21 protein-coding genes are annotated in these 21,378 nt (G+C 69.2%); 11 read left to right on the top strand and 10 right to left on the bottom strand.

The window, feature by feature from the left end:
• The first annotated feature begins 47 nt into the window (after positions 1–47).
• Together BM004_RS26285 and BM004_RS26290 are read left to right on the top strand one after the other, a co-directional pair.
• Positions 48–1,316 (top strand): CaiB/BaiF CoA transferase family protein, encoded by a 1,269-nt coding sequence (locus BM004_RS26285; RefSeq protein WP_093217996.1) that lies wholly within the window; start codon positions 48–50, stop codon positions 1,314–1,316.
• Between the two features lie 20 nt (positions 1,317–1,336).
• On the top strand, positions 1,337–2,320 hold the full coding sequence (locus BM004_RS26290) for a Bug family tripartite tricarboxylate transporter substrate binding protein (protein WP_093217998.1): 984 nt from the start codon (positions 1,337–1,339) through the stop codon (positions 2,318–2,320).
• Positions 2,321–2,347: 27 nt separating this feature from the next.
• Here BM004_RS26290 and BM004_RS40830 read toward each other — a convergent pair whose 3' ends face one another.
• Positions 2,348–2,656, bottom strand: coding sequence for a BlaI/MecI/CopY family transcriptional regulator (locus BM004_RS40830; RefSeq protein ID WP_143072517.1), 309 nt, complete (start codon positions 2,654–2,656; stop codon positions 2,348–2,350).
• Between the two features lie 178 nt (positions 2,657–2,834).
• Here BM004_RS40830 and BM004_RS26300 point away from each other — a divergent pair, with 178 nt between their 5' ends.
• Complete coding sequence (locus tag BM004_RS26300; RefSeq protein ID WP_143072518.1) at positions 2,835–3,257, top strand: hypothetical protein; 423 nt, start codon at positions 2,835–2,837, stop codon at positions 3,255–3,257.
• A gap of 45 nt (positions 3,258–3,302) precedes the next feature.
• On the opposite strand, the gene BM004_RS26305 is transcribed toward BM004_RS26300, so the two are convergent.
• The 6 genes from BM004_RS26305 to glgX form a co-directional block, all read right to left on the bottom strand.
• Positions 3,303–4,079: an exodeoxyribonuclease III gene (locus tag BM004_RS26305; protein ID WP_093218001.1), complete on the bottom strand. Its 777-nt coding sequence runs from the start codon at positions 4,077–4,079 to the stop codon at positions 3,303–3,305.
• Positions 4,076–5,482 carry a hypothetical protein gene (locus BM004_RS26310; RefSeq protein ID WP_093218002.1) on the bottom strand — a complete coding sequence of 469 codons (1,407 nt, stop codon included), beginning with the start codon at positions 5,480–5,482 and terminating at the stop codon, positions 4,076–4,078. The genes BM004_RS26305 and BM004_RS26310 overlap by 4 nt, the downstream gene beginning before the upstream one ends.
• A gap of 53 nt (positions 5,483–5,535) precedes the next feature.
• Positions 5,536–5,838: a hypothetical protein gene (locus BM004_RS26315; RefSeq protein WP_093129277.1), complete on the bottom strand. Its 303-nt coding sequence runs from the start codon at positions 5,836–5,838 to the stop codon at positions 5,536–5,538.
• A 121-nt stretch (positions 5,839–5,959) separates the two neighbouring features.
• Complete coding sequence (locus tag BM004_RS26320; RefSeq protein WP_093218004.1) at positions 5,960–7,054, bottom strand: extracellular catalytic domain type 1 short-chain-length polyhydroxyalkanoate depolymerase; 1,095 nt, start codon at positions 7,052–7,054, stop codon at positions 5,960–5,962.
• A gap of 26 nt (positions 7,055–7,080) precedes the next feature.
• Entirely contained in the window at positions 7,081–7,506 is a 426-nt protein-coding gene (locus tag BM004_RS26325) for a CopG family transcriptional regulator (protein ID WP_093218005.1), read from the bottom strand.
• 94 nt (positions 7,507–7,600) lie between these two features.
• Positions 7,601–9,742: a glycogen debranching protein GlgX gene (gene glgX / locus BM004_RS26330; RefSeq protein ID WP_093129280.1), complete on the bottom strand. Its 2,142-nt coding sequence runs from the start codon at positions 9,740–9,742 to the stop codon at positions 7,601–7,603.
• A 218-nt stretch (positions 9,743–9,960) separates the two neighbouring features.
• On the opposite strand from glgX, the gene BM004_RS26335 reads away from it, so the two are divergent.
• Together BM004_RS26335 and BM004_RS26340 are read left to right on the top strand one after the other, a co-directional pair.
• Positions 9,961–10,293, top strand: coding sequence for a hypothetical protein (locus BM004_RS26335; protein WP_093218007.1), 333 nt, complete (start codon positions 9,961–9,963; stop codon positions 10,291–10,293).
• A 298-nt stretch (positions 10,294–10,591) separates the two neighbouring features.
• Positions 10,592–10,999 carry a ferric uptake regulation protein gene (locus tag BM004_RS26340; protein WP_093218008.1) on the top strand — a complete coding sequence of 136 codons (408 nt, stop codon included), beginning with the start codon at positions 10,592–10,594 and terminating at the stop codon, positions 10,997–10,999.
• Positions 11,000–11,056: 57 nt separating this feature from the next.
• On the opposite strand, the gene BM004_RS26345 is transcribed toward BM004_RS26340, so the two are convergent.
• Positions 11,057–12,064, bottom strand: a complete 1,008-nt coding sequence (locus tag BM004_RS26345; protein WP_093129283.1) for a Bug family tripartite tricarboxylate transporter substrate binding protein — start codon at positions 12,062–12,064, stop codon at positions 11,057–11,059.
• 49 nt (positions 12,065–12,113) lie between these two features.
• Positions 12,114–13,322: a CaiB/BaiF CoA transferase family protein gene (locus BM004_RS26350; RefSeq protein WP_093218010.1), complete on the bottom strand. Its 1,209-nt coding sequence runs from the start codon at positions 13,320–13,322 to the stop codon at positions 12,114–12,116.
• A 155-nt stretch (positions 13,323–13,477) separates the two neighbouring features.
• Between BM004_RS26350 and BM004_RS26355 the strand changes: the two genes are divergently transcribed.
• A complete protein-coding gene (locus BM004_RS26355; RefSeq protein ID WP_093129285.1) occupies positions 13,478–14,368 on the top strand; it encodes a LysR family transcriptional regulator in 891 nt (296 codons plus the stop codon).
• Between the two features lie 6 nt (positions 14,369–14,374).
• On the opposite strand, the gene BM004_RS26360 is transcribed toward BM004_RS26355, so the two are convergent.
• The gene (locus BM004_RS26360) at positions 14,375–15,163 is read right to left on the bottom strand and encodes a helix-turn-helix transcriptional regulator (RefSeq protein WP_093218011.1); all 789 of its coding nucleotides are present in this window, start codon (positions 15,161–15,163) and stop codon (positions 14,375–14,377) included.
• 162 nt (positions 15,164–15,325) lie between these two features.
• Here BM004_RS26360 and iaaH point away from each other — a divergent pair, with 162 nt between their 5' ends.
• Genes iaaH through BM004_RS26385 form a run of 5 tightly spaced genes read left to right on the top strand, consistent with a single transcriptional unit; the run spans position 15,326 to position 21,336 of the window.
• Entirely contained in the window at positions 15,326–16,732 is a 1,407-nt protein-coding gene (gene iaaH, locus BM004_RS26365) for an indoleacetamide hydrolase (RefSeq protein WP_093218013.1), read from the top strand.
• Positions 16,733–16,790: 58 nt separating this feature from the next.
• Complete coding sequence (locus BM004_RS26370; protein ID WP_093218014.1) at positions 16,791–17,939, top strand: substrate-binding domain-containing protein; 1,149 nt, start codon at positions 16,791–16,793, stop codon at positions 17,937–17,939.
• A 7-nt stretch (positions 17,940–17,946) separates the two neighbouring features.
• Positions 17,947–18,801, top strand: a complete 855-nt coding sequence (locus BM004_RS26375) for a branched-chain amino acid ABC transporter permease (RefSeq protein WP_093129289.1) — start codon at positions 17,947–17,949, stop codon at positions 18,799–18,801.
• Entirely contained in the window at positions 18,779–20,596 is a 1,818-nt protein-coding gene (locus tag BM004_RS26380; RefSeq protein ID WP_093218016.1) for a branched-chain amino acid ABC transporter ATP-binding protein/permease, read from the top strand. Before BM004_RS26375 ends, BM004_RS26380 begins: the two co-directional genes overlap by 23 nt.
• Positions 20,597–20,655: 59 nt before the next feature.
• Positions 20,656–21,336 (top strand): ABC transporter ATP-binding protein, encoded by a 681-nt coding sequence (locus tag BM004_RS26385; protein WP_256220055.1) that lies wholly within the window; start codon positions 20,656–20,658, stop codon positions 21,334–21,336.
• The last annotated feature ends 42 nt before the right edge of the window (positions 21,337–21,378 follow it).

The following is a 21,378-nucleotide window of genomic DNA, read 5'->3' on the forward strand; positions in this document are numbered from 1 at the left end:
GGAAAATTAATTTTACGAGTCATCGCGAGATATCCAGAATCCCTTGCATGACGATTTCTCCTCGCGATGCACATGTGCAGGGGCCGCTCGCCGGTACCCGGGTTCTCGATCTTTCACGCGTGCTTGCGGGCCCGTTGTGCGCCCAGTACCTCGGCGACATGGGGGCCGATGTGATCAAGGTCGAGACGACCGGCGCGGGCGACGACACGCGCTCGTGGCCGGAGTTTCGCGCGGGCGCCGAAGGACATCGCGTGTCGGGCCCCTTCCTCAGCGCCAACCGCAACAAGCGCAGCATCGCGCTCGACCTGAAGAGCGACGCCGGCCGCGAAGTCGTCCACAAGCTGGCCGCGAACGCGGACGTGGTGATCGAGAGCTTCGCGCCGGGTGTGGCCGCGCGGCTGGGCGTGGATGCCGCCGCGCTGCGCGCGATCAATCCGCGCCTGGTGTATTGCGCGATCTCGGGTTTCGGTTCGGTCGGGCCGATGCGCGAGGGCAAGGGCTACGACCTGATCCTGCAGGCCTTCAGCGGCATGCTGTCGATCACCGGCGATGCGAACAGCCCGCCGATGCGCAGCCCCTTCTCTCCGGTGGACCAGGGCACCGGCCTGCATGCGCTGATCGGCATCCTGGCCGCCTTGCTGCGCCGCAGCACGACCGGCGTGGGCGGCACGGTCGAGGCGTCGTTGTTCGACACGTCCGCCGCCTTCCTGGGCTACTTTCTCCAGAACTACTGGGAGACGGGCCGCGAGCCGGTGAAGGCCGGCGTGGGCCATGCGTCGCTGTGCCCCTACGGCGCATTCGAGACGGCCGACAAGCTGCTGATCGTCGGTGTGGCGAACGATGTGCTGTGGGCCAAGTTCTGCGCCATCACCGGCCTGGACAACAACTTCGCGCTGCGCGTGCTGGCCACCAACGCCGAGCGCGTGAAGCGGCGCGCCGAAACCGAGGCGCTGGTGCGCCAGGCGTTGAGCACGCACGAGCGCGCCCACTGGATACCGCTGCTCGACGCGGCCGGCATTCCGTGTTCCGCGGTGCACAACCTGGGCGAGATGTCGGCGCACCCGCACTTCGAGGCGTCGGGCATGCTGATGCGCCACGAGCACCCGCTGTTCGGCCAGCTCAAAGGCGTGGCGCAGCCGCTGCGCTTCGACGGCGAGCGCGGCGCGCAGCGGCGGCCGCCGCCGTTGTGCGGCGAGCACACCGTCGAGATCCTGCGCGAGATGGGAATGCCCGCGCCCGCCATCCAGGGCCTGCTGGACGAGGGCGTCGTCTCCGTCCCCCGCGCCGCCGCCGTGCCAGCCGACGCCACCGCCTGAAGCCTGAACCGGACGCCACCATGAACACCCTTCGCCGCCTTCTTTCGCGACTTGTCCCGCGCCTTCTTTGCCTCGCCGTGCTCGGCAGCACCGCGCTGTGGGCCCATGCCGAAACCTACCCGAGCAAATCGATCCGAATGATCGTGCCGTACGCGGCCGGGCAGGGCACCGACATCGCCGCGCGCTATGTGGCCGACGCGCTCGGCAAGGAGTTGAACCAGCCCGTCTACGTGGAGAACCGTGCCGGTGCGGGCGGCAACATCGGCGCCCAGCTCGCGGCGCGCTCGGCGGCGGACGGCTACACGCTGTTCGTCGGCACCAACGCCACGAACGCGGCCAACTTCTTCCTGTACTCGCGGCCCGGCTACGAGCCCGGAGACTTCGAGCCCGTGGGCATGATCGGCATCCTGCCGCTGGTCTTCGTGGCGAATGCCGGCAGCAAGATCAACGATGTCCAGGGCCTGATCCAGGCGGCGAAGGCGCGGCCCGAGAAGCTCGACATTGCCGTCTCGACCACCACCAGCCGGCTGGCGTACGAATCGCTGAAGCGAGACGCGGGCGTGACGATGTTCCCGGTGGACTTCAAGGGCAGCGGCGAGGCGGTCACGGCCGTCATCGGCGGCCAGCTGGAGTTCATGGTCGACACCATCACCTCGCTGCGGGGCGCGATACAGGCGAAGCAGGTGAAGGCGCTCGGCATCACCGCGGCGCATGCCAGCAACCTGCTGCCGGGCGTCAAGTCGGTGGCGGAGCAGGGTGTTGCGGGCTACGAGCTTTTCGGCTGGACGGTGGTGTACGCGCCGAAGGGCGTGCCGGCCGAAACGACGCGGGTGCTGTCGGCCGCGCTGGCCAAGGTGCTGGGCAAAGAGGCGGTGCGCGAGCGCTTGCTGGGGCTGGGCATCGACCCCGTGGTCAAGTCGGGCGAGGAGCTCAAGGCCTTCGGCGCGGCCGAGAAGCAGAAGTGGGGGCACCTGATCCGCAGCGCCGAACTGCCGGTCAACTGACGCGCGGCGTGCCCGTGAAGGGCGATGTCAGGGCAAGGGCTTGACGCGCCCCAGGCGGAGCGCGCCTTTTCGCTCCAGCCGCCGGATGATGGCCGCCAGCGTCGAATAAGGAATGCCGAGGTCCCTGCGCATCAGTTCGAGCACGGCGGCCGTGGGGGTGTGGCATTCGGTCGGGAGCGTCGACACGGCATTCAGCACGATGAGTTCTCGTGCCTGCAACGAGGGACGCAATTGAATGAACTGGTCGCCTTGCCTGGAAGCTTGAGCGCGCTTCGGTCCGAGCAAGGCACCCCGGTGGTCGCCCGGATTTTTCTGCGGCTTGTTCGGCGTGGTCATGCCCGGAACTGTGCTTGGCCGACCTGAACGTTTTCTGAATGCTTGCGTAAGCGACCCCTTCGAAGCACTTACAAAATGTCGCGGCCGTGTCCGATATTCCGGTAACGGATCGGGGCGAAGATGGCATGGCCCACACCATGGCACCGCCCCGGTTGCCGTTGTGTTCGGGAGTTCCAAGATGTCCGATTCCACCGTCGTCCGCGGCTGTTCTGGCAGGGCTGATTCGCCCGGGATTCGAAGGGCGCCGCTGTGGGCCACGGCAATGGCGCTGGTGCTGGCCTGGCAGGTCTGCGATGCCGGGCAGGACCGCAGCATGGCCGACGAAGCCGCGCTGCAGCAGGAAGCGGACTACCGCGTGATCGCGGCGCGATGCGGCACCCCGGGTTACGAAAAGCAGTTCTACAAGCAGTCCAAGGCGGCCGTTGCCGCGGGTCTCGTCGCGGGTGACAAGGACCTCGAGAAGGCAGAAAAGTCGATCGAGGCGCGCCGGCGCAATCCGCTGCTCGTCGTGGCCACGACGGCCGACTGCGGCGAGAAGCTGGTGACCTTGAAAGCATTGCAGAAAGACCGTGCCGGCCGGCTTGGGCATCGGCGCCGTTGACGCGCGCGGCGTTGGGCGCGTCGCTGCTGCGGCGGACGCGGACGCTCAAGGAACGTCGAGTTCGATCCAGGCCGGCGCATGGTCGCTCGCGCCGGTGCGCCCCCGCACGTCGCGGTCGACACCGGCCGCGCGAAGCATCGGCGCGAGTTCGGCGTTGAGCAGAAGGTGGTCGATGCGAAGCCCGGCGTCGCGTGGATAGCGGTTGCGCCAGTACGTCCAGAAGGTGAAGGGCGCGCGCTCCGGATGGCAGGCGCGAATGGCATCGGTCCAGCCCTGCTTCAGCAACTGCGCGAACGCCTCGCGGCTCTCGGGTTGCAAAAGCGCGTCTTCGCGCCACGAGGCCGGGTTGTAGATGTCGGCATCGGTCGGCACGACGTTGTAGTCACCCGCCAGCACCACGGGCATGCCGCTTGCAAAAAGCTTCTTCGCATGCCGGTTGAACGCCTTGAACCATTCGAGCTTGTAGTCGAACTTCGGCCCCGGTTGCGGATTGCCGTTGGGCAGATAGAGGCAGCCGACCAGCACGCCGTTGACCACCGCCTCGATGTACCGGCTCTGCGGATCGGCTTCCATGCCGGGCAGGCCGCGGCCGGTCTCCACGGGTTCGCGTCCGCGCGCGAGGATGGCGACGCCATTCCAGGCGCGCTGGCCGTGGGCGACGACGCCGTAGCCGGCGCTTCGGATCGCATCGAGCGGCAGCTTCTCGTTCGGCGACTTGAGTTCCTGCAGGCAGGCGACGTCGGGCTTCGTCTGTGCCAGCCATTCGAGGAGGCGTTCGAGCCGGCTGCCGATGCCGTTGACGTTGAAAGTGGCGATCTTCATGGGAGCTGACCTGCGGGCGCCGTGCTGCCCCGGCGTTGCGCTACGGCGAGCAACACATCGTCGGTGTTCAGCACGATCTCGCGCGCGCGGCGCGCGGTGTCGTACTGATGCAGCACCGAGCGCATCCGCGGCTCGCTGGCGACGGCGTCCCACACGGGCGCCAGGCACGCCGCGTCCGGCGATGCACCGGCGCCGATTGCCGCGGCGAAATGCAGGCTCGCAGCGTCGGCCAGCAGCAGGGTCTTGCTCGACGCGTCGAGCACCGGCGTGCGTGGCTCCACCGGCGCCGAACACAGGTAGATGACCTGGGAGGGAACGGCTTCATCGCTCGGCTGCAGCGCCCGCAGCGAGCTGCCGCTGAGTCGCACGTTGCCCTCGTCACAAGCGAAGGCATAGGCGGCACCTGCCTGCGCGTTCGCAAGCTGTGCCAGGCCGCGCACAAGCCGGGACAGGTCGGTGGTGGCGGCCGTGGGCGCCGCCTTGACTTCGGCCATCAGGACGAGCTCGTTCACGTCGGTGCCCATGTTTCTCACGATGGCCACGTCCCACTCTTCCTTGGCGTACGGGGCGCCGTCCGTCAACTCGCGAGGGGTGCGAAGGCTGCGCAGCACGCGGTAGGGCGCATGGCCATGGTCCGCACCGGCGTTCAGGAAGTCTGCTGCCTGTTGCATCGCAAGCGCAGCCGCCTCTTCGGCCTGCTCGCCTTCGTGGGCGGCGGCCCGGCCGCGCGCCAAGGCGGCGTCGCTGCCCGCTGCCGGTGTGCGCTGCGCACGCAGGGCCTGGTAGCGCCGCACCGCTTCCGATGCGGCCAGCACTTGCGCCTGGCCTCGCCGCTGCAGCAGGGCGCTGTCGACAAGCGCTTGCTTGCTGGCACGTAACGAGGGGTCGCCGGCCGGCGTGGCCGCGAGGGACCGGGCCTTGGCGGCGAGCCCGAGCCAATCGCCGGCACGGGCCAGCGCATGGAGGCCGGCAAGCGCCTCCAGACCCGGGCCCTGCGGCATCTCGTGCAGCTTGCCCGGATGCGCGAAGGCATCCACCAGGCCGCGCACATTGCGAGCGTCGCTGATGGCGAATGCTTCGAGTGCCAGCCATTGCTGGACCTGTGCGTCCTGCGACTGCAAGACCGCGGCCTGGAACATGGGATCGCCGTGCGCCGGTGATATTGCGCGCCGAATGGTGGCCGCAAGCGCAGCTTCGAACGCTTCGCGCAGGTTCGTCGCGGGTGCGGCGCCTTGCGACACGGCGACCCGTGCCGCCTCGAGTGCGAAGGCGATCGTGGCGTCGTTGCCGGTACGCACGGCGGCAGCCAGGTCGGGCGGCAAGGCCGGCATCCGATACCGGCGCGGCAACGCAAGCAGGCGTTCCACAAGCGCGCCGGCCGCGGCATCGGGTGGGTTGGTCATGCGTGAATTCTGCGGCCCGCCGAGGGCGTCATCGAACGCACATCAAGCGGGCATCAGTCGTTCTCTTCGTCTTCGGGCTCGCCGTCTGTGTCCGCCAGGTCCGCGGCGCTTGCCGCTTCGGGGTCTTCAGGGGACGTGGCCACTTCCGATGCGGCATCGGGGAACACGCCCACGCGGTCGGGGAGGATGTCCGCGTTCGTCGCTTCCTCGAGCCCTCCCTCTGAAGACGCACGGTCTTCGGTGCCCGCGGCGTCGCTGCCGCTGTCGCTGGAGTCGCTCGGGCCCAGGCTGTCCACGCCGGTGCCCTTGGGTTCGTTGGGCGGAAGATCGCCGCCCAGGATGCTGCTGGTTGCCATGTCGCAAGTTCCTCGATGGGTGAGTCGTCTGCGAAGAGTGGCCGCATCCGAATGCGAGCGAAGTAGGCGCAGGGCGCGTCCGGAACGCCGGCGTGTCTGCGCCGCGGCACTCAGCCCGTCATCACTGTGCCGAGGGGTGCAAGCTGTGGGCCAGGAAGAAGCGGATCATTTCGCCGCTCGCGTCGATGCCGCCGGGCGCCGTGTAGCTGCCCTGTGCGCTGCCGCCCGACCATGCGTGGCCTGCCCCGTGAAGGCGCCAATGCTCGGCATCGCCTTGGCCCGGGGCGGCGGCGTATGTCGTCCGTGTGTAGCGCTGGCCCGCCGGCGACTGGCCTTCGGCGGCTTCGCCCGGCTGCGCGCCCGCCAGGATGGCCGTTCCGTTGCTCGCGTGAACGGTGGCGTCCGCATCGCCATGAAAGACGATGACGGGCGGCGAGACCGATGCGGGGTCTGGCGCGGGGTCTGACGGCGATGCGGGCGAGCCCGCCCGCATCGCCGTCAGCGCGCTCATCATGTCGTGCGCCGCCCCGTGCGGAAGCCCCGAGTGCACGCCGACCGCGGCATACAGGTCGGGGTAGCAACGGCCCAGCACATGCGCCATGGCGCCGCCCGCCGACAGGCCCGCCACGTAGATGCGCGCGCGGTCCGCATGCTGCTGCTCCGCGATGTGCAGGGTGAGGGCGGCCAGCAGCGCGGGCTCGCCCCGGCCGCGTTGCTGATGCTGGGTCTTGAACCAGTTCCAGCATTTCTGGGCATTGGCCCGCTGTACCTGTTCGGGGTAGAGCACCATCGCGCCGCATGCGCGGGCGTGCGCGTTCATGCGCGTGCCCGCCGCGAAGTCCGCGGCGTCCTGGGTGCAGCCGTGCAGCATCACGACCAGCGGGCGCGGCGTGGCGGGCTGCCCGGCCGGGCGCGCCGGCACGAAGAGCATGTAGTCGAGGGTGCGGCCCTGGTGGGCGAAGGTGCCCCTGGTCCATTGGTCGACACCGTCGGGCTCGGGCGGCATGGAGGTCTCACGCTCGGTCTCGATCACGCGCGCCTCGATGTCGATCACGTCGGCATCGGCCATGGACGGCGCTGGCGCGGCAGGCGGTGCCGGCTGGGGCTCGGCCTCGCCCCGCAACGCGCGCTGGATCGCTTCGGTGGCCTCGCTCAGGCGCCCGTTGCGCGTGAGGTGGGCCGCCTCTTTCATCAGCCCTGCAAAGAGTGGATTCATGTGGGGCCTCAAGGGTTGTCGGGTGGTCAGCGGATGCGCTCCGCCAGGGCGGCCTTGACGGCCGGCGACGCGTGAAGGGCGCCGAGCACGGTGAGCGACTCGATGGTCGCGGCGGCGAGCGCGGGCGGCACGTCGGGCGCGATGACGGCGAGGCCGAGAACGCGGATCTGCAGCGTCTCGCCCGCGGCGCGCACGGCCTCCAGGTCTTCGACCGAAAAGCTCTGCAGCCCCAGCACCAGCATCTTTCGCGACACCGCCTGGCGCAGCACATCGGCGTGCTGCGCCAGGTGGGTGCGGATGGCGGTGCGGATGAAGTCGGTCCGGTTCGAATAGAAGCCTTCCGCCACCAGCAGGTCGATGTTTCCCAGGTCGACGAAGCCCATGTTGATGGTGATCTTCTCGGACTCGGGGGTCTTGGGGGCGACGGGTGCGGGCGGCTTTTTGGCTGGCATGCGCCATCCTATCACCATCTGTGTGGATGGTAATGGGATGGTTGATGGATTCCCTCAGGATGGCAGGGAGTTCATGGCGCCGCGACAGGCGCGCCTACTTGCTCGTGAATACCAGCACCGAACGCCCCGTGACCAGGTAGTCGCCGACGCCTGCTGCTTCGTCGGTGCCCAGCGCCGGGTCGGCCGTGTCGAGCTTCAGCGTCCAGGCCCCGGCGGGCGCCGGCGGCAGCACGAAGGGCACCGGGTCGTGCCAGGCGTTGAACACCAGCAGCACGCTGGCGTCGTGCGCTTCGACCGGAATCGCGGAGACGGGCGCGCGGCCGTCGAGCAGCAGCGCGAACGAGCGCGTCTGTGGATCTTCCCAATGCGGCGCCTGCATTTCCTCGCCCGCCGGCGTGAACCAGGTGGCGTCCTTCGCGCCGATGCCTTCGTAGTAGGCGCCGGCCAGGAAGCGGCTGCGGCGCAGTGCGGGCAGTTCCTTGCGCAGCGCCAGCAGCCGTGAAGCAAAGCCGGCCAGCGCCTGCGCCGCCTCGCCCTGTGCAGCGGTCCAGTCGACCCATGAAATCTCGTTGTCCTGGCAGTACGCGTTGTTGTTGCCCTGCTGCGAGCGGCCGAACTCGTCGCCGGCCAGCAGCATCGGCGTGCCTTGCGACAGCAGCAGCGTCGCGAGCAGGTTGCGCTGCTGGCGCGCGCGCAGGGCGAGCACGGCTTCGTCGTCGGTGGGGCCTTCGACGCCGCAGTTCCACGAGCGGTTGTCCGAATGGCCGTCGCGGTTGTCCTCGCCGTTGGCCTCGTTGTGCTTGTCGTTGTAGCTCACGGTGTCCGCCAGCGTGAAGCCGTCGTGCGCGCTGATGAAGTTGACGCTGGCCCACGGGCGGCGCCCGCGCTGGTTGAAGCGGTCGCCGCTCGCGGTCAGGCATTGCGCGAGCTTGCCGGCCATGCCTTCGTCGCCTTTCCAGTAGGCGCGCACGGTGTCGCGGAACTGGTCGTTCCACTCGGCCCAGCCGGGCGGGAAGCCGCCGACCTGGTAGCCGCCGGGGCCGATGTCCCAGGGCTCGGCGATCAGCTTGACGCTGGAGAGCACCGGGTCCTGCCGGCAGCTCTTGAGGAAGCCGCCGCCTTCGTCGAAGCCGTGCGGCTCGCGCGCGAGGATGGTCGCCAGGTCGAAGCGAAAGCCGTCCACGCGCATCTCGGTGACCCAGTAGCGCAGGCTGTCCATCACCATCTGCAGCACGCGCGGATGGCTCAGGTTCACGGTGTTGCCGGTGCCCGTGTCGTTGATGTAGTAGCGCGGCCCCGGTCCGTCGCCATCGGGCAGCAGGCGGTAGTAGCTGGCGTTGTCGATGCCCTTGAACGAGATCGTCGGGCCGAGCTCGTTGCCCTCGGGCGTGTGGTTGTAGACCACGTCCAGGATCACCTCGAGCCCGTGCGCGTGGAAGCGGTCGACCATGTGCTTGAACTCGTCGATGTGCGGCCCGTCCATGTAGCGCGGGTCGAGCGCGAAGAAGCCGATGGTGTCGTAGCCCCAGAAGTTGGTCAGGCCCTTCTCGAGCAGGGACGACTGGTTGAGGAACATCTGCACCGGCAGCAGCTCGACGCTGGTCACGCCCAGCGCGCGGATGGGCGCCAGCACGTCGTCGCGCGCCATGCCGGCGAAGGTGCCGCGAAAGTGCTCCGGCACCGCGGGGTGCCGCATGGTGAAGCCGCGCACGTGGGTTTCGTAGAAGACGGTTTCCTTCCAAGGCACGCGCAGCGCGTCGGTCTGCGTCCACTCGAAGCGCGAATCGACCACCACGCACTTGGGCATGAAGGGCGCGCTGTCCCGCTCGTCGAAGCTGAGATCGGCGTCGGCATGGCCCACCGTGTAGCCGAACACCTCGGGGCCCCATTTGAGCTCGCCCATGTAGGCCTTCGCATACGGGTCGAGCAGCAGCTTGTGGTGGTTGAAGCGATGGCCCTTCTCGGGCTCGTACGGGCCGTGCACGCGCAAGCCGTAGCGCGCACCGGGCTGCAGGCCCGGCACGAATCCGTGCCATATCTCGTCGGTGTACTCGGGTAGCGTCACGCAACCGACCTGGGTGGTTCCGGCCTCGTCGAAGATGCAGACCTGCACCTTCGTGGCATGGGCCGAGAACACGGCGAAGTTGACGCCGTCGCCGGTGAAGCTCGCCCCCAGCGGGTGCGAAGAGCCCTCCAGTACCGTCAGGGAAGGAGGGCTGGATGTTGGAGCAGGCATGGGGTGGGACAGGCTTGGTAGGTTGCAGGAGGGGACAGCAGAGTCTCCACACTTGCATGTCGCTACCGCGTAGTAGTTTGCGCAGCCGGATGTAGGCGGCTTGCCGTACGCGCTTGGCTGGCGCGGCCTGATGGCGGTGGCCTACACCGGCCGGCGTGCGGAATCGGGACAGTCAGCGGCGCCACATGAGGCGCTGTTTCGACACCGGAGTTCAAGCCATGCAAGAAGACCCCAATCCCGCCTTCCTGGCCTGGATGACCGCGGAGACCGAGGCGTACACCGCCGTCCATCGGCTGCACCAGTTCACCTGCGGAGGGCGCAAGGCGGTTCCTCTCCTGGAGATCGAAAGGATCATGGGATTGCGCAAGGAGGCCGACACCCGCTTTGCCGCCTTGCGAGGCGAGTTGGGCGTTCCCGCGGCTTCGGTTGCCCCGATCGTTGCCACCGCCACCCGGCTGCGCAAGGAGCCGATGCTGGATCTGCTCGCTACCGCGCACCTGGCGATGAACGCCTCATCTGCGAACGCATCGGCGCGATCGACGACGTCTTGATCGCCAAGCCGGCCTTGTCCGGTCGACGCTGAATCCGGCAGCGTCGGCGGTGCGAAAAAATATTTGCACCGCGCATCGCTTTCAAATGAGAAGTATTTGCATTTGTTGTAAGATACGTTCATCGAAAGACGCAGCGGCTTCGCTGCCTTTCCATCGCTTTCATCGTGGGGCGACCCGAGACCTTCAAACGTCTCCAAGGTCGTTTTTTGCTAGCCATCGGTTCTCCGGCCAGCCATGCATTTTTTCCACGCACCCTCCCCAGCGTTTCCTTCCCTTTCCTCCTGCGCGACCGACCCCCATGGAGCACGCCGACAGACTCAAGCACACGGGCCTGAAGGCCACGCTGCCGCGGATGAAGGTGCTCGAGCTCTTCGAGCGCAGCGAGCAGCGCCACCTGGCCGCCGAAGAGGTGTACCGGCAGATGGTGATGGTGGGCATCGACTTCGGCCTGGCCACCGTCTACCGGGTGCTGGCGCAGTTCGAGCAGGCGGGGCTCCTGAAGAAGAGCCAGCTCGGCGCGGGCAAGGCCGTGTACGAGCTCAACGACGGCGAGCAGCACCATGGCCACCTGGTGTCGTTGGCCGACGGCGCGGTGCACGAGTTCTTCGACCCGCGCATCGAGGAGCGGCTCGCGGCCATCGCCGGTGAAAAAGGCTTCGACCTCGACGGCTACGTGGTGACGGTGTTCGGCCGGCCGCGCGCGTAGCGGCCGCGCAAAAAAAAACGGCCAGATCGCTCTGGCCGCTTCTTCATTCCCGGGCGCTCAGAGCGCGCTGATGTTCTTGTCCTTGGCGATCTTGGTCCAGCGCGCGCGGTCGGCCGCGAGGCGCTTGCGCATGGCTTCGGCCGGCTGGTAGGCGGCAATGGCGCCAGCGTTGACCAGCTTTTCCTGCACTTCCTTGTCCTTGGAGAGGATGTCGGCCAGTTCCTTGTTGATGCGCGTCACCACGCTGGCGGGCGTGCCCAGCGGCGCGATGAGGCCGCCCCACGAATCGAAGTCGAAGTTGGGGAAGCCCTGCGCCGAGACCGTCTTCACGCCGGGCAGCAGCACGTTGGCACGGGCCGAGCTGACGGCGATCGCGCGCAGCTTGCCGCTCTTGATGTGCGGCAGCGCCGCGACCACGTCCGCGAACATGATGCCGAGCTGGCCGCCGAGCAGGTCGGTCACGGCCGGCGCGCTGCCGCGGTACGGCACGTGCTGCATGTCGAACTTGCCCAGGTCCTTCAGTTGTTCCATGGCCAGGTGGCCGAAGCTGCCCGCGCCCGAGCTGGTGTAGTTCAGCGGCGTCTTGGCGGCCTTGGCCTGCGCGATGAGGGTCTGCACCGAGTCCACGCCCGGCATCACCGTTGGGTTGACGACGATGGCCATCGGCAGGTCGTACACGGTGGCCACGCACATGAAGTCCTTCTCCACGTCGTAGGCGTTGTTGCCGTACAGCAGCGGCGCCAGCAGCGCGGGCATGCCGAACATCGACAGCGTGTTGCCATCGGCCGGCAGCTTGATGAAGGTGGCGGTGCCGATGGAGCCCGATGCGCCGGGACGGTTGTCGACCATGATCGACACGCCCAGGCGTTCGCCCAGCTTCTGCGACACGATGCGTGCGGCGGTGTCGGTCGGGCCGCCCGCGGGGAAGGCCACGACCATCTTGATGATCTTGCCGGGCCAGGCGGCGTCGGCGTCGGCGGCGAAAGCCGGCAGGCCGAGGGTCGAGAGCGCGCCTGCGGCACCGGTGGCCAGCATCTGGCGGCGGGAGTATTGAGCTTGTGTCATGTCTGTCGGTCTGTCTGTCTGCGTGAAAGTCGGGTTCGAAAAGTCGTGATCAGATGGCCTGCTGCGCGCGTGCCGCGGCAATGGCCTCGTCGTCCATGGCGAGCACCTCGCGCAGCACCTCGTCGGTGTGCTCGCCCAGGTGCGGCGGCACCCTGCGCACGGGGGCGCGTTCGCCGTCCAGCACGTAGGGCGGTGCAAGCACGCTCTGCGGGCCGGCCTCGGTGTCCTCGAAGCGGTGCAGCAGCTTGGCGTCGCTGGTGCGCGCGGAGCTCAGTGCCTCGTACATGCCGAGCACTTCGCCGCAGGGAATCTGCGCGTCGCTGAGTTTCGCCAGCAGCTCGCGGCGGCCGAACGCGCGCAGCGCCTCGCGCACCAGCGGCAGCAGAATTTCGCGGTTGGCCGAGCGCGCGGTGTTGGTGGCAAAGCGCTCGTCGGCCGCCCACTCGGGCTTGCCCAGCACCTGTTCGCAGAAGCGCACGAACTGGCCGTTGTTGCCCACCGTGATGACCAGCGGGCCGTCGGCGGCATCGAACACGCCGTAGGGAACGATGGATGGGTGCGCGTTGCCGAACTTGGGCGGGTCGCCGGCCTTCAGCATGGCTTCCATGCCGTAGTACGAGGTGATCATGAGGCCGCTGTCGTACAGCGCCATCTGCACGTGCCGGCCGCGCTGGGTGGTGTGGCGCTCGTACAGCGCCGCAAGAATGGCCTGGCCCGCGTACATGCCGGTGAACATGTCGACCGCCGCCACGCCGAACTTCAGCGGGCCCTGGCCGGCCTCGCCGTTCATGGCCATGATGCCGGCCTCGCCCTGCACCAGCAGGTCGTAGCCGGGCCGCTCGGCTTCCGCGGTCATGCGCGAATAGCCCGAGATCGAGCAATACACCAGCCCGGGGTTCGCGGCGCTGAGCTGCGCGTAGCCCAGGCCCAGCTTGTCGGCGCCGCCGACCTTGAAGTTCTCGATCACCACGTCGGACCGCGCGGCGAGGTCGCGTGCGATCTCCACGCCCGTGCTGGACTGCAAGTCGATGGTGATGGAGCGCTTGTTGCGGTTGGCGCTGTTGAAGTACGAGGTGTTGCGCGTGCCCACGCGCACGCCCCAGTCGCGCGTGTCGTCGCCGCGGCTGGGGTGCTCGACCTTGATGACGTCCGCGCCGAGGTCGGCCAGCGCCATGGCGCACATTGGCCCGGCCAGCACGCGGGAGAGGTCGAGAACACGCAGGCCGGCCAAAGGCTGGACCGAAGAGGCTTGGGACATGGACACGTGGGGGGAGGTGGGGGTCGGAACGAGGGATGCGCACCCCGTTTCCAGGAATGCATGCGAACTGCTTACTGGGTACGAATTATTCGCATGTTCATGGGAATTGACAATCGTGCAGAATTTGCAGCCACTGTGTAAACCAAGAATTGACAATGGATGTTCAAGCCCTCGGCCTGCTGGTCGACATCATCGAAGCGGGCAACCTGAGCAAGGCGGCGGCCAAGCTGGGCATGAGCCGCGCCAACGTGAGCCAGCGCATCAACCGCTTCGAGCGCGAGCTGGGCGCGCAGCTGCTGCGGCGCACCACGCGGCAACTGGAGCCCACCGAGCTCGGGCGCAAGCTCTACGAGCACGGCCTGGCCGTGCGCCACGAGGTGAAGGCGGCTTCGGAGGCCGTGAGCAGCCTGGGCAAGGGCCTGCGCGGCATGATCCGCCTGAGCGTGCCCAGCGGCTACGGCCAGTTGCGCATGTCGGGCTGGCTGGCGGAGTTCATGCAGCTGCACCCCGAGATCACGCTGCACGTGATCTTCGACAACGACATCGAGGAACTCATCAAGGGCTCGGTCGACTTCGCCGTGCGCGTCATGGCCGATCCGCCGGCGCACTTGGCGGCCCGCGCCCTGGGGCAGGTGCGCTACGTGGCGTGCGCCACGCCCGCCTTCATCGCGCAGAACGGCCGGCCCGAGAACCTGGACGACCTGAAGCAGCTGCCGCTCATCACCTCGCCGCAAACCGGCGAACGCGTGATCACCGCGGGCACGCACGAGGGCGGCCACCGCTACCTGCGCATCCGGCCGCGGCTCATCTCCACCAACTTCCACTTTCTTCGCGATGCGATCGCCCAAGGCCTGGGCGTGGGCCTGGTGCCCGACTACATGGTGGCCGCCTCGCTCGCGCAAGGAGAACTGCAGGCCTTCCCGCTGAAGAAGGGCGAGCTCGACTTCCTGGCCACGCAGAAATTCCTGCTCTACGTTCCCAGCCGCTTCCAGACGCTGGCGGTGCGCACGCTGGTCGACTTTCTCGTGGAGAAGGAGCGCCAGTAGCGCAGGCTAGGCATGCAGCCCCTGCGCGTCCCCGGCCAGCGCCTGCACCCGCGCGGCAAGTTGCGTGCGGTTGTCGACGTGCAGCTTGCGGAAGGCATTGCCCAGGTGAAAGCGCACGGTGGGCAGGCCCACTTCCATGCGCTTGGCGATGAGCTTGTCCGGGCAGCCCGAAAGAACCAGCGAGGCGGCCTCGGCCTCGCGCTGGCTCAGCGACGACTTGCGCTGCAGCAGTTCGCTCACGCCCTCGCGGATCACCGCCGTCGAGGCGCCCTGCGCCTGCCAGCGCAGGCGGCCGAGCGCCGCGGCGAACACGGGCTCCACCATGCGCAGCACCTCGATGTCGTTGGCGTCGAAGTTGCCGCGTTCGCGATGGCGCCAGATCCGCATGTCGCCCGTGCAGTCGCCGTTGGCGAACACATACACGTTCACGCCCCAGTGCATGCGGTCGCGCGCAAGAAAGTCGTTGAAGAACTCGGTGCGCGAAAGGTCCTGCTGGCAGAGGATCTGCGTGGCCAGCGTCGGGTGCTTGCGCGCCATCATCGGGAACGTGAGCGGGTCGATGAAGCGGTAGTACTCGTCCCAGCTGCGCAGGTTGTCGATCGACATGTTCAGCGCCTGCACGCGCCCGAAGCGCTGCGCCGCGCCGTCCCACGCGAACGACACATAGGTGTCGGCGCGCATCAGGTCGAGCATGGGCAGCGCCAGGTCGTTTCGCAACGCATCGGCGTCGTTCGCTTCGACCAGCAGACGCATGACGTCGCCCATGGCGCGGGTCTGGGTGGTGGAGAGATACATGGCTCCGGCGAAGCAAAGATCGTGCAAGGTTGGCGAGAGGCCGATGCTAGTCGGCATGCATGGCTTGCCTATCGGTGCCGACCCTAGACACCCCTATCAATCGTGCTAGGTGTGCCGGCGCGCAGCGCTTCCTAGCATCCGTGTCACTGACAGGGGAAGCTCATGCACATCACTGAACTTGGCGTTGCCGGCCTGCGGCGCGCCTTCCGAAGCGGCTCGCTGACCAGCGCCGAACTGGCCGAGGCGCTCATCGCCCGCACCGGCGCGCAAGCGGCGCTCAACGGCTACGTGGCCTTCGACGCCGACGCGCTGCGGGCCCAGGCACGCGCCGCCGATGCGCGCATCGAGGCCGGCGAAGACCTGCCGCTGCTGGGCGTGCCGATTGCGCTGAAGGACAACATCGACGCCGCCGGGCTGCCGTGCTCGGCCGGCACGCGCGCCTTGCTGGGCCTGCATCCGCCGCGCGACGCGGAACTGGTGCAGCGGCTGCGCGATGCCGGTGCGCTGATCGCCGGCAAGGCGAACATGCACGAGCTCGCCATGGGCATCACCACGCACAACGAAGTGACCGGTGCCTCGCGCAACCCGTGGAATCCCGAGCGCATTCCGGGCGGCAGCAGCGGCGGCTGCGGCGTGGTGGTGGCGGCGGGCCTGGTGCCGGCGGCCATCGGCACCGACACCGGCGGCTCGGTTCGCGTGCCCGCCGCGCTGTGCGGGCTGGTCGGCCTGCGGCCCACGGTGGGGCGCGTGTCGGGCCGCGGCATTGCGCCGATCTCGCTGACGCGCGACACCGCCGGCCCCATCGCGCGCAGCGTGGAAGACTGCGTGCTGCTCGACAGCGTGCTCACCGGCAGCACGCAGCCCGTGGTGCCGGCGTCCTTGCAGGGCGTGCGGCTGGGCCTACCGGGGCCGGGTTTCTGGGACGACCTCGAGCCCGGCGTGCGCGACGTGGCGCAGGACGCGGTCGAGCGGCTGCGTGCCGCGGGCGCGCAGTTCGTCGAAGTGCCGCTGCCGGGGCTCGCGGGCTTCAACGAGGCCGCGGGCTTTCCGATTGCGCTGTACGAGTTCGTGCGCGACATGGGCGACTACCTGCGCAGCGCGGAACGCGGTGTCGACCTCGCGAGCCTGGTCGAGGCCGTCGGCAGCCCCGACGTGGCCGCCATCGTGCGCCCGCTTGTCGGCAGCGGCGCGGTGCCCGCCGCGGTCTACAGCCAGGCGCTGCAGGCGCGGCGCGAACTGCAGGCGGTGTACGCACAGGCCTTTGCCGCGCACGGCGTCAGGGCGCTGGTGTTCCCGACCACGCCGCTGACTGCCGCGCCCATCGGCCACGACGAGACGGTGCGGCTCAACGGGCGCGACTGCCCGACCTTCCCGACCTTCATCCGCAACACCGATCCCGGCAGCAACGCCGGCATTCCGGGCGTCACGCTGCCCGCCGGCGTGGCGGGCGGCCTGCCCGTGGGGCTCGGCCTCGACGGGCCGGCGCACAGCGACCACGGGCTGCTGTCGCTGGCGCTGGCGGTCGAGGCCGTGCTGCCGCGGCTCGCGTCCGCGCCGTGGATGCGCTGAGCGCGTTCGCCCCTTTTTCCCGCTAGCCGATTCGCTGTCGTCCAAACCAGGAGTTCACATGGACCGTCGTACCTTCCTCCACGGCATTGCCGCCGCGGCCGCCGCCAGTTCCACGGGCGTGCGAGCGGCATCGCCGCTCAACGTGGCGGTCATGCTGCCCATGAGCGGCCCCGCCGGGCTGTTCGGCCCGTCCGCCAAGGCCTGCGCCGAACTGGCGGTGCAGACGCTGAATGCGCGCGGCGGCATCCTCGGGCGCAACATCAACGCGCTGTTCGGCGACGCGGGCCTGCCGCCCGCCGAAGCCTCGCAGACCGCGCTCAAGCTCTGGAAGGGGCAGGGCGCGCAGGCGGTGATCGGCATGCACGACAGCGCGGTGCGCGGCGCGCTCGTGGGCCTGTTCAAGGGGCAGCTGCCGTACTTCTACACGCCGGTCTACGAAGGCGGCGAGTGCGCGCGCGGCACCTACGTGAACGGCGAGACGCCGCAGCAGCAGCTCGCGCCGGTCATCCCCTGGCTGGCCGCCGAACGCAAGCCGAAGAAGTGGTACATGATCGGCAACGACTACATCTGGGGCCGCAACACCAACGCGGCGGCGCGCGAGTACATCCTGAAGACCGGCGCGCAGGTGGTCGGCGACGAGTACCTGCCGTTCACCGCCGACAACTTCGACTCCAGCCTCGCGCGCATCCGCGACAGCGGCGCCGACGCCGTGCTGGTGTCGCTGGTGGGCGGCGCGTCGGTCACCTTCAACAAGGCCTTCGCCAGCTTCGGCCTGGCCGACAAGGCGATTCGCCTGGGCAGCCTGATCGAGGAGAACACGCTGGCGGGCATCGGCCTGGCCAACGCGCGCAACCTGTATTCGAGCGCCGGCTACTTCGCCAACATCGAGACACCTGCGGCCAGGGCCTTTTCCGACGCGTACTTCAAGCGCTCGGGCGCGCAGGCGCCCGCGCTCAACGGGCTGGCCGAGTCGGTGTACGAAGGCTTCCTGATGCTCGAGGCCATTGCCGCGCGCGCCAAGTCGCTCGAGGTCGCGAAGATGGAGCCGGCCAGCGAAGGCGCGAGCTACAACGGCCCGCGCGGCGCCGTGACCATGCACGCGCGCCATGTCGACCAGGACATCTACCTGGCCGACGTGGGCGAGAAGGGCTTCCGCGTGGTCAAGACCTTCCCGCACATCGCGTCGGGCCAGAGCTGCAAGGTCTGACGGCGCCATGGACACCAGCTGGCTGCTGCATGCGCTGAACCTCGCCTACGCGCTGGCGACGCTGGGCCTCACCACGCTCGGCCTGGCGGTGGTGTTCGGCATGCTCGGCGTCATGAACATGGCGCACGGCGAGTTCGTGATGCTGGGCGCCTACGCGGTGGTCACGGTGCAGTCGTGGGGCTGGCCGATCGCCACCGCGATGCCGCTGGCCATGCTGGTGTGCGGCGTGCTGGGCTACGCGGTCGAGCGCTGGCTGATCCGCCCGCTCTACGCACGGCCGTTCGACACGCTGCTCGCCACCTGGGGGCTCGCCATGGTCATGCGCAAGACGGTGGAGGCGGTGTACGGGCGCGACTACCGCAACATCGAGAGCACGCTGGGTTCGCCGGTGTCGCTGGGCGACGTGCAGTACCCGGGCTACCGGCTCGCGCTGATCGCGCTGGCCGTCGTGCTCATGGTGGCGCTGGCGCTGTGGTACCGGCGCAGCACCATGGGGCTGCGCGTGCGCGCGATGACGGGCAACCCCGTGCTGGCACGCGCGCTGGGCATCGACACGCGCCGGCTGGCCTCGCAGACCTTCGTCATCGGCGTGGTGCTGGCCGGCGCGGCCGGCGTGCTGCTGGCGCCGCTGGTGCGCATCGAGCCCGGCATCGGTGTCGACTACCTGCTCGATTCCTTCTTCGTGCTGGTGGTGGGCGGGCTGGGCACGCTCGGCGGCTTCGGCGGCGGCGTGAGCGTCATCGGCGGCACGCAGTCCGTGGTGAGCAGCATCGCGGGCCAGACCAGCGGCTATGCGGTGGTGCTGATTCTTTCGATCCTCTTTCTCTGGCTGAAACCGAATGGACTCTTTGGACGCCGTTGATTCTTCGCTGGCGCCCCTCGGTGCCGCGGCCGCAGCCGCGCCCGCGCGGCGCTGGCGCCTGCCGCCCGCGGGGCCGTGGCTGTTCGGCGCGGCGCTGGTGGCGGTGCCCTTCGTGTCCAGCGATTTCGTGGCCTACCAGATCGCGCTGTTCCTGATCTACGGCATCGCCACGCAGGGCGTGGCGCTGTGCTGGGGACGGCTCGGCTTCCTGCCGCTGGGGCATGCGCTGTTCTTCGGGCTGGGCGCGTACCTGGCCGGCGGCACGCTCAAGGCCGCGCAGCAGCAGCCCGGGTGGTTCGCCGCGCTGCCGCTGGCACTGTTGCTGCCCGCCGCGCTGGCCTACCTCACGGCGCGGCTGGTGTTCGCGCGCAGCCACCGCAGCGGGCCGTTCTTCTCGCTCATCACGCTGGCCATGACCATGCTGGGTTTCCTCGCGGCGCAGCAGTGGAGCCCGGTCACGGGCGGCTTCAACGGCATGGCCGACATTCCCGAGCTGCCCGGCACCGAGCGCTACAGCACCTTCTACTGGGCGGTGGCCGCATGCGCGCTGTGCACCACGCTGCTGCTGGGCGGCGTGCTGCGCCGGCCGCTCGGCCTGCTGTGGAGCGCGCTGGCGCAGAACGAGGAACGGCTGCAGCTCTTCGGCTACGCCACCGACCGCATCAAGGCGGTGGCCTTCGCGTGCTCCGCGATGCTCGCGGCGCTGGCCGGCATGCTGTTCGCGCTGCACCAGGGCATCGTCACGCCGCTGACCATGGGCTTCGTGCTGTCGACCGAGTTCGTCATCTGGGCCGCGGTGGGCGGCAAGGCCAGTCCGCTCGGTGCCTTGCTGGGCGCGGTGTTCGTCGGCTATGCCTCGTCGGAGCTGCGCGACCACTTCGCCTACTGGGAGGTGCTGGTCGGCGCGATCTTCATTGCGGTGGTGCGCTTGCTGCCGGAAGGGCTGGCCGGCCTTGCCAACCTGGTGGCCAAGGGCCGGCGTGCCGCGCCGCCGCCAGCTGCACACCCCCGCACGCCGGCGCCGCCGGTGCGCGTGCCCGACGGCGAAGTGAGCCTGGCGTTCGAGCAGGTGGCCTCGTCGCAGGGTGGCGTTCGCATCCTCGACGGGCTGAGCTTCGACCTGCGCGGCGCCGGCCTGCGCTGCGTGATCGGGCCCAACGGTGCCGGCAAGACCTCGGCCTTCAACGTGATGACCGGGCGGCTGCCGCTGCGCGCGGGGCGCATCCTGCTCGACGGCGCGGACATCTCGGGTGCCACCGCCTGGCGCGTGGCGCGCCAGGGCGTGGGCCGCAAGCTGCAGATTCCTTCGGTGTTCCCGGGTCTGAGCGTGAGCCAGAACCTCGACGTGGCCCTGTGGGCCGGCCGCCTGCACCCTGCCGCCTCGCTGCGCCGCGAGGCGCTCGGCTGGGACAGCCCGCTGCGCGGCGAACTGCTCGCGCTCTTTCCCGCGCTGGCGCGCCAGCTGCACGCGCCGGCGGGCAGCCTGTCGCAGGGCGAGCGGCAGGCGCTCGAATTCGTCATGACCATGCTGCCGCAGCCGCGCCTGGTGCTGCTCGACGAACCGTGCGCGGGTCTTTCGCCCGGCGAGACGCACCACATGATCGACGCCATCAAGACCGCCACGCACCGGCTCGGCGCGGCCGCGCTGGTCATCGAGCACGACATCAGCGCCGTGGCGTCCATCGGCGGCGAGGTCTACGTGCTGCACCAGGGCAAGCTGCTCGCGCGCGGCGCGCTCGCGCAGATCCAGGCCGATCCGGCGGTGCGCGCCGTCTATGCCGGAGCACGCAAGTGAACGCGCAAGTGAACACGCAAGTGGACGCGCAAGCGCGCATGCCAACGAACCCGCAACTCTTGACATTCACCGACGTGGTCTGCGGCTACGGCGACACCATGGTGCTGCGCGGCCTGAGCGGCGGCGTGGCACCGGGCCGCGTGCTCGGCGTGCTGGGCCGCAACGGCGTCGGCAAGACCACGCTGATGCGCGCGCTGACCGGGTTCCTGCCGCTGCGCAGCGGCCGCGTGCTGCTCGGCGGCGGCGACCTGGCGCGCGTGCCGCCGCAACAGCGGCTGGCGGCCGGCATGGCCTATGCGCCTCAAGAGGACGTGGTGTTCGGCGACCTCAGCGTGGGCGAGAACCTGTGGCTGCACCTGCGCGCGCGCGACAGCACGCGCTATGCGGCCTGCCTCGAGGCGTTCCCGCGGCTGGCCGAGCGCATGCAGCAGCGCGCCGGCTCGCTCAGCGGCGGCGAGCGCAAGCTGCTGTCGTTCACGCGCACCCTCGGGCTGGGCGCGGCGCTGAGCATCCTCGACGAGCCGACCGAGGGCGTGCAGCCCGAGAACATCGAGCGCATGGCCATGCTGGTGCGCGCGCGCAAGGCGGCGGGCGCGGCCTTCGTCATCGTCGAGCAGAACCTCGAGTTCCTGCTCGCCGTGGCCGACGACCTGCTGGCGGTGGACCACGGCGAATGCTCGCTGTCGGGCGCGGCGGCCGACCTGCCGCGCGAGACGCTGGAGCGCCACCTGGTGGTTTGACCCGAGGCCGCGGCGTGCGCCCCTGTGGCACATTCCAGCCTC

This window comes from Variovorax sp. OK212 (assembly GCF_900112425.1).
Lineage (GTDB): Bacteria > Pseudomonadota > Gammaproteobacteria > Burkholderiales > Burkholderiaceae_C > Variovorax.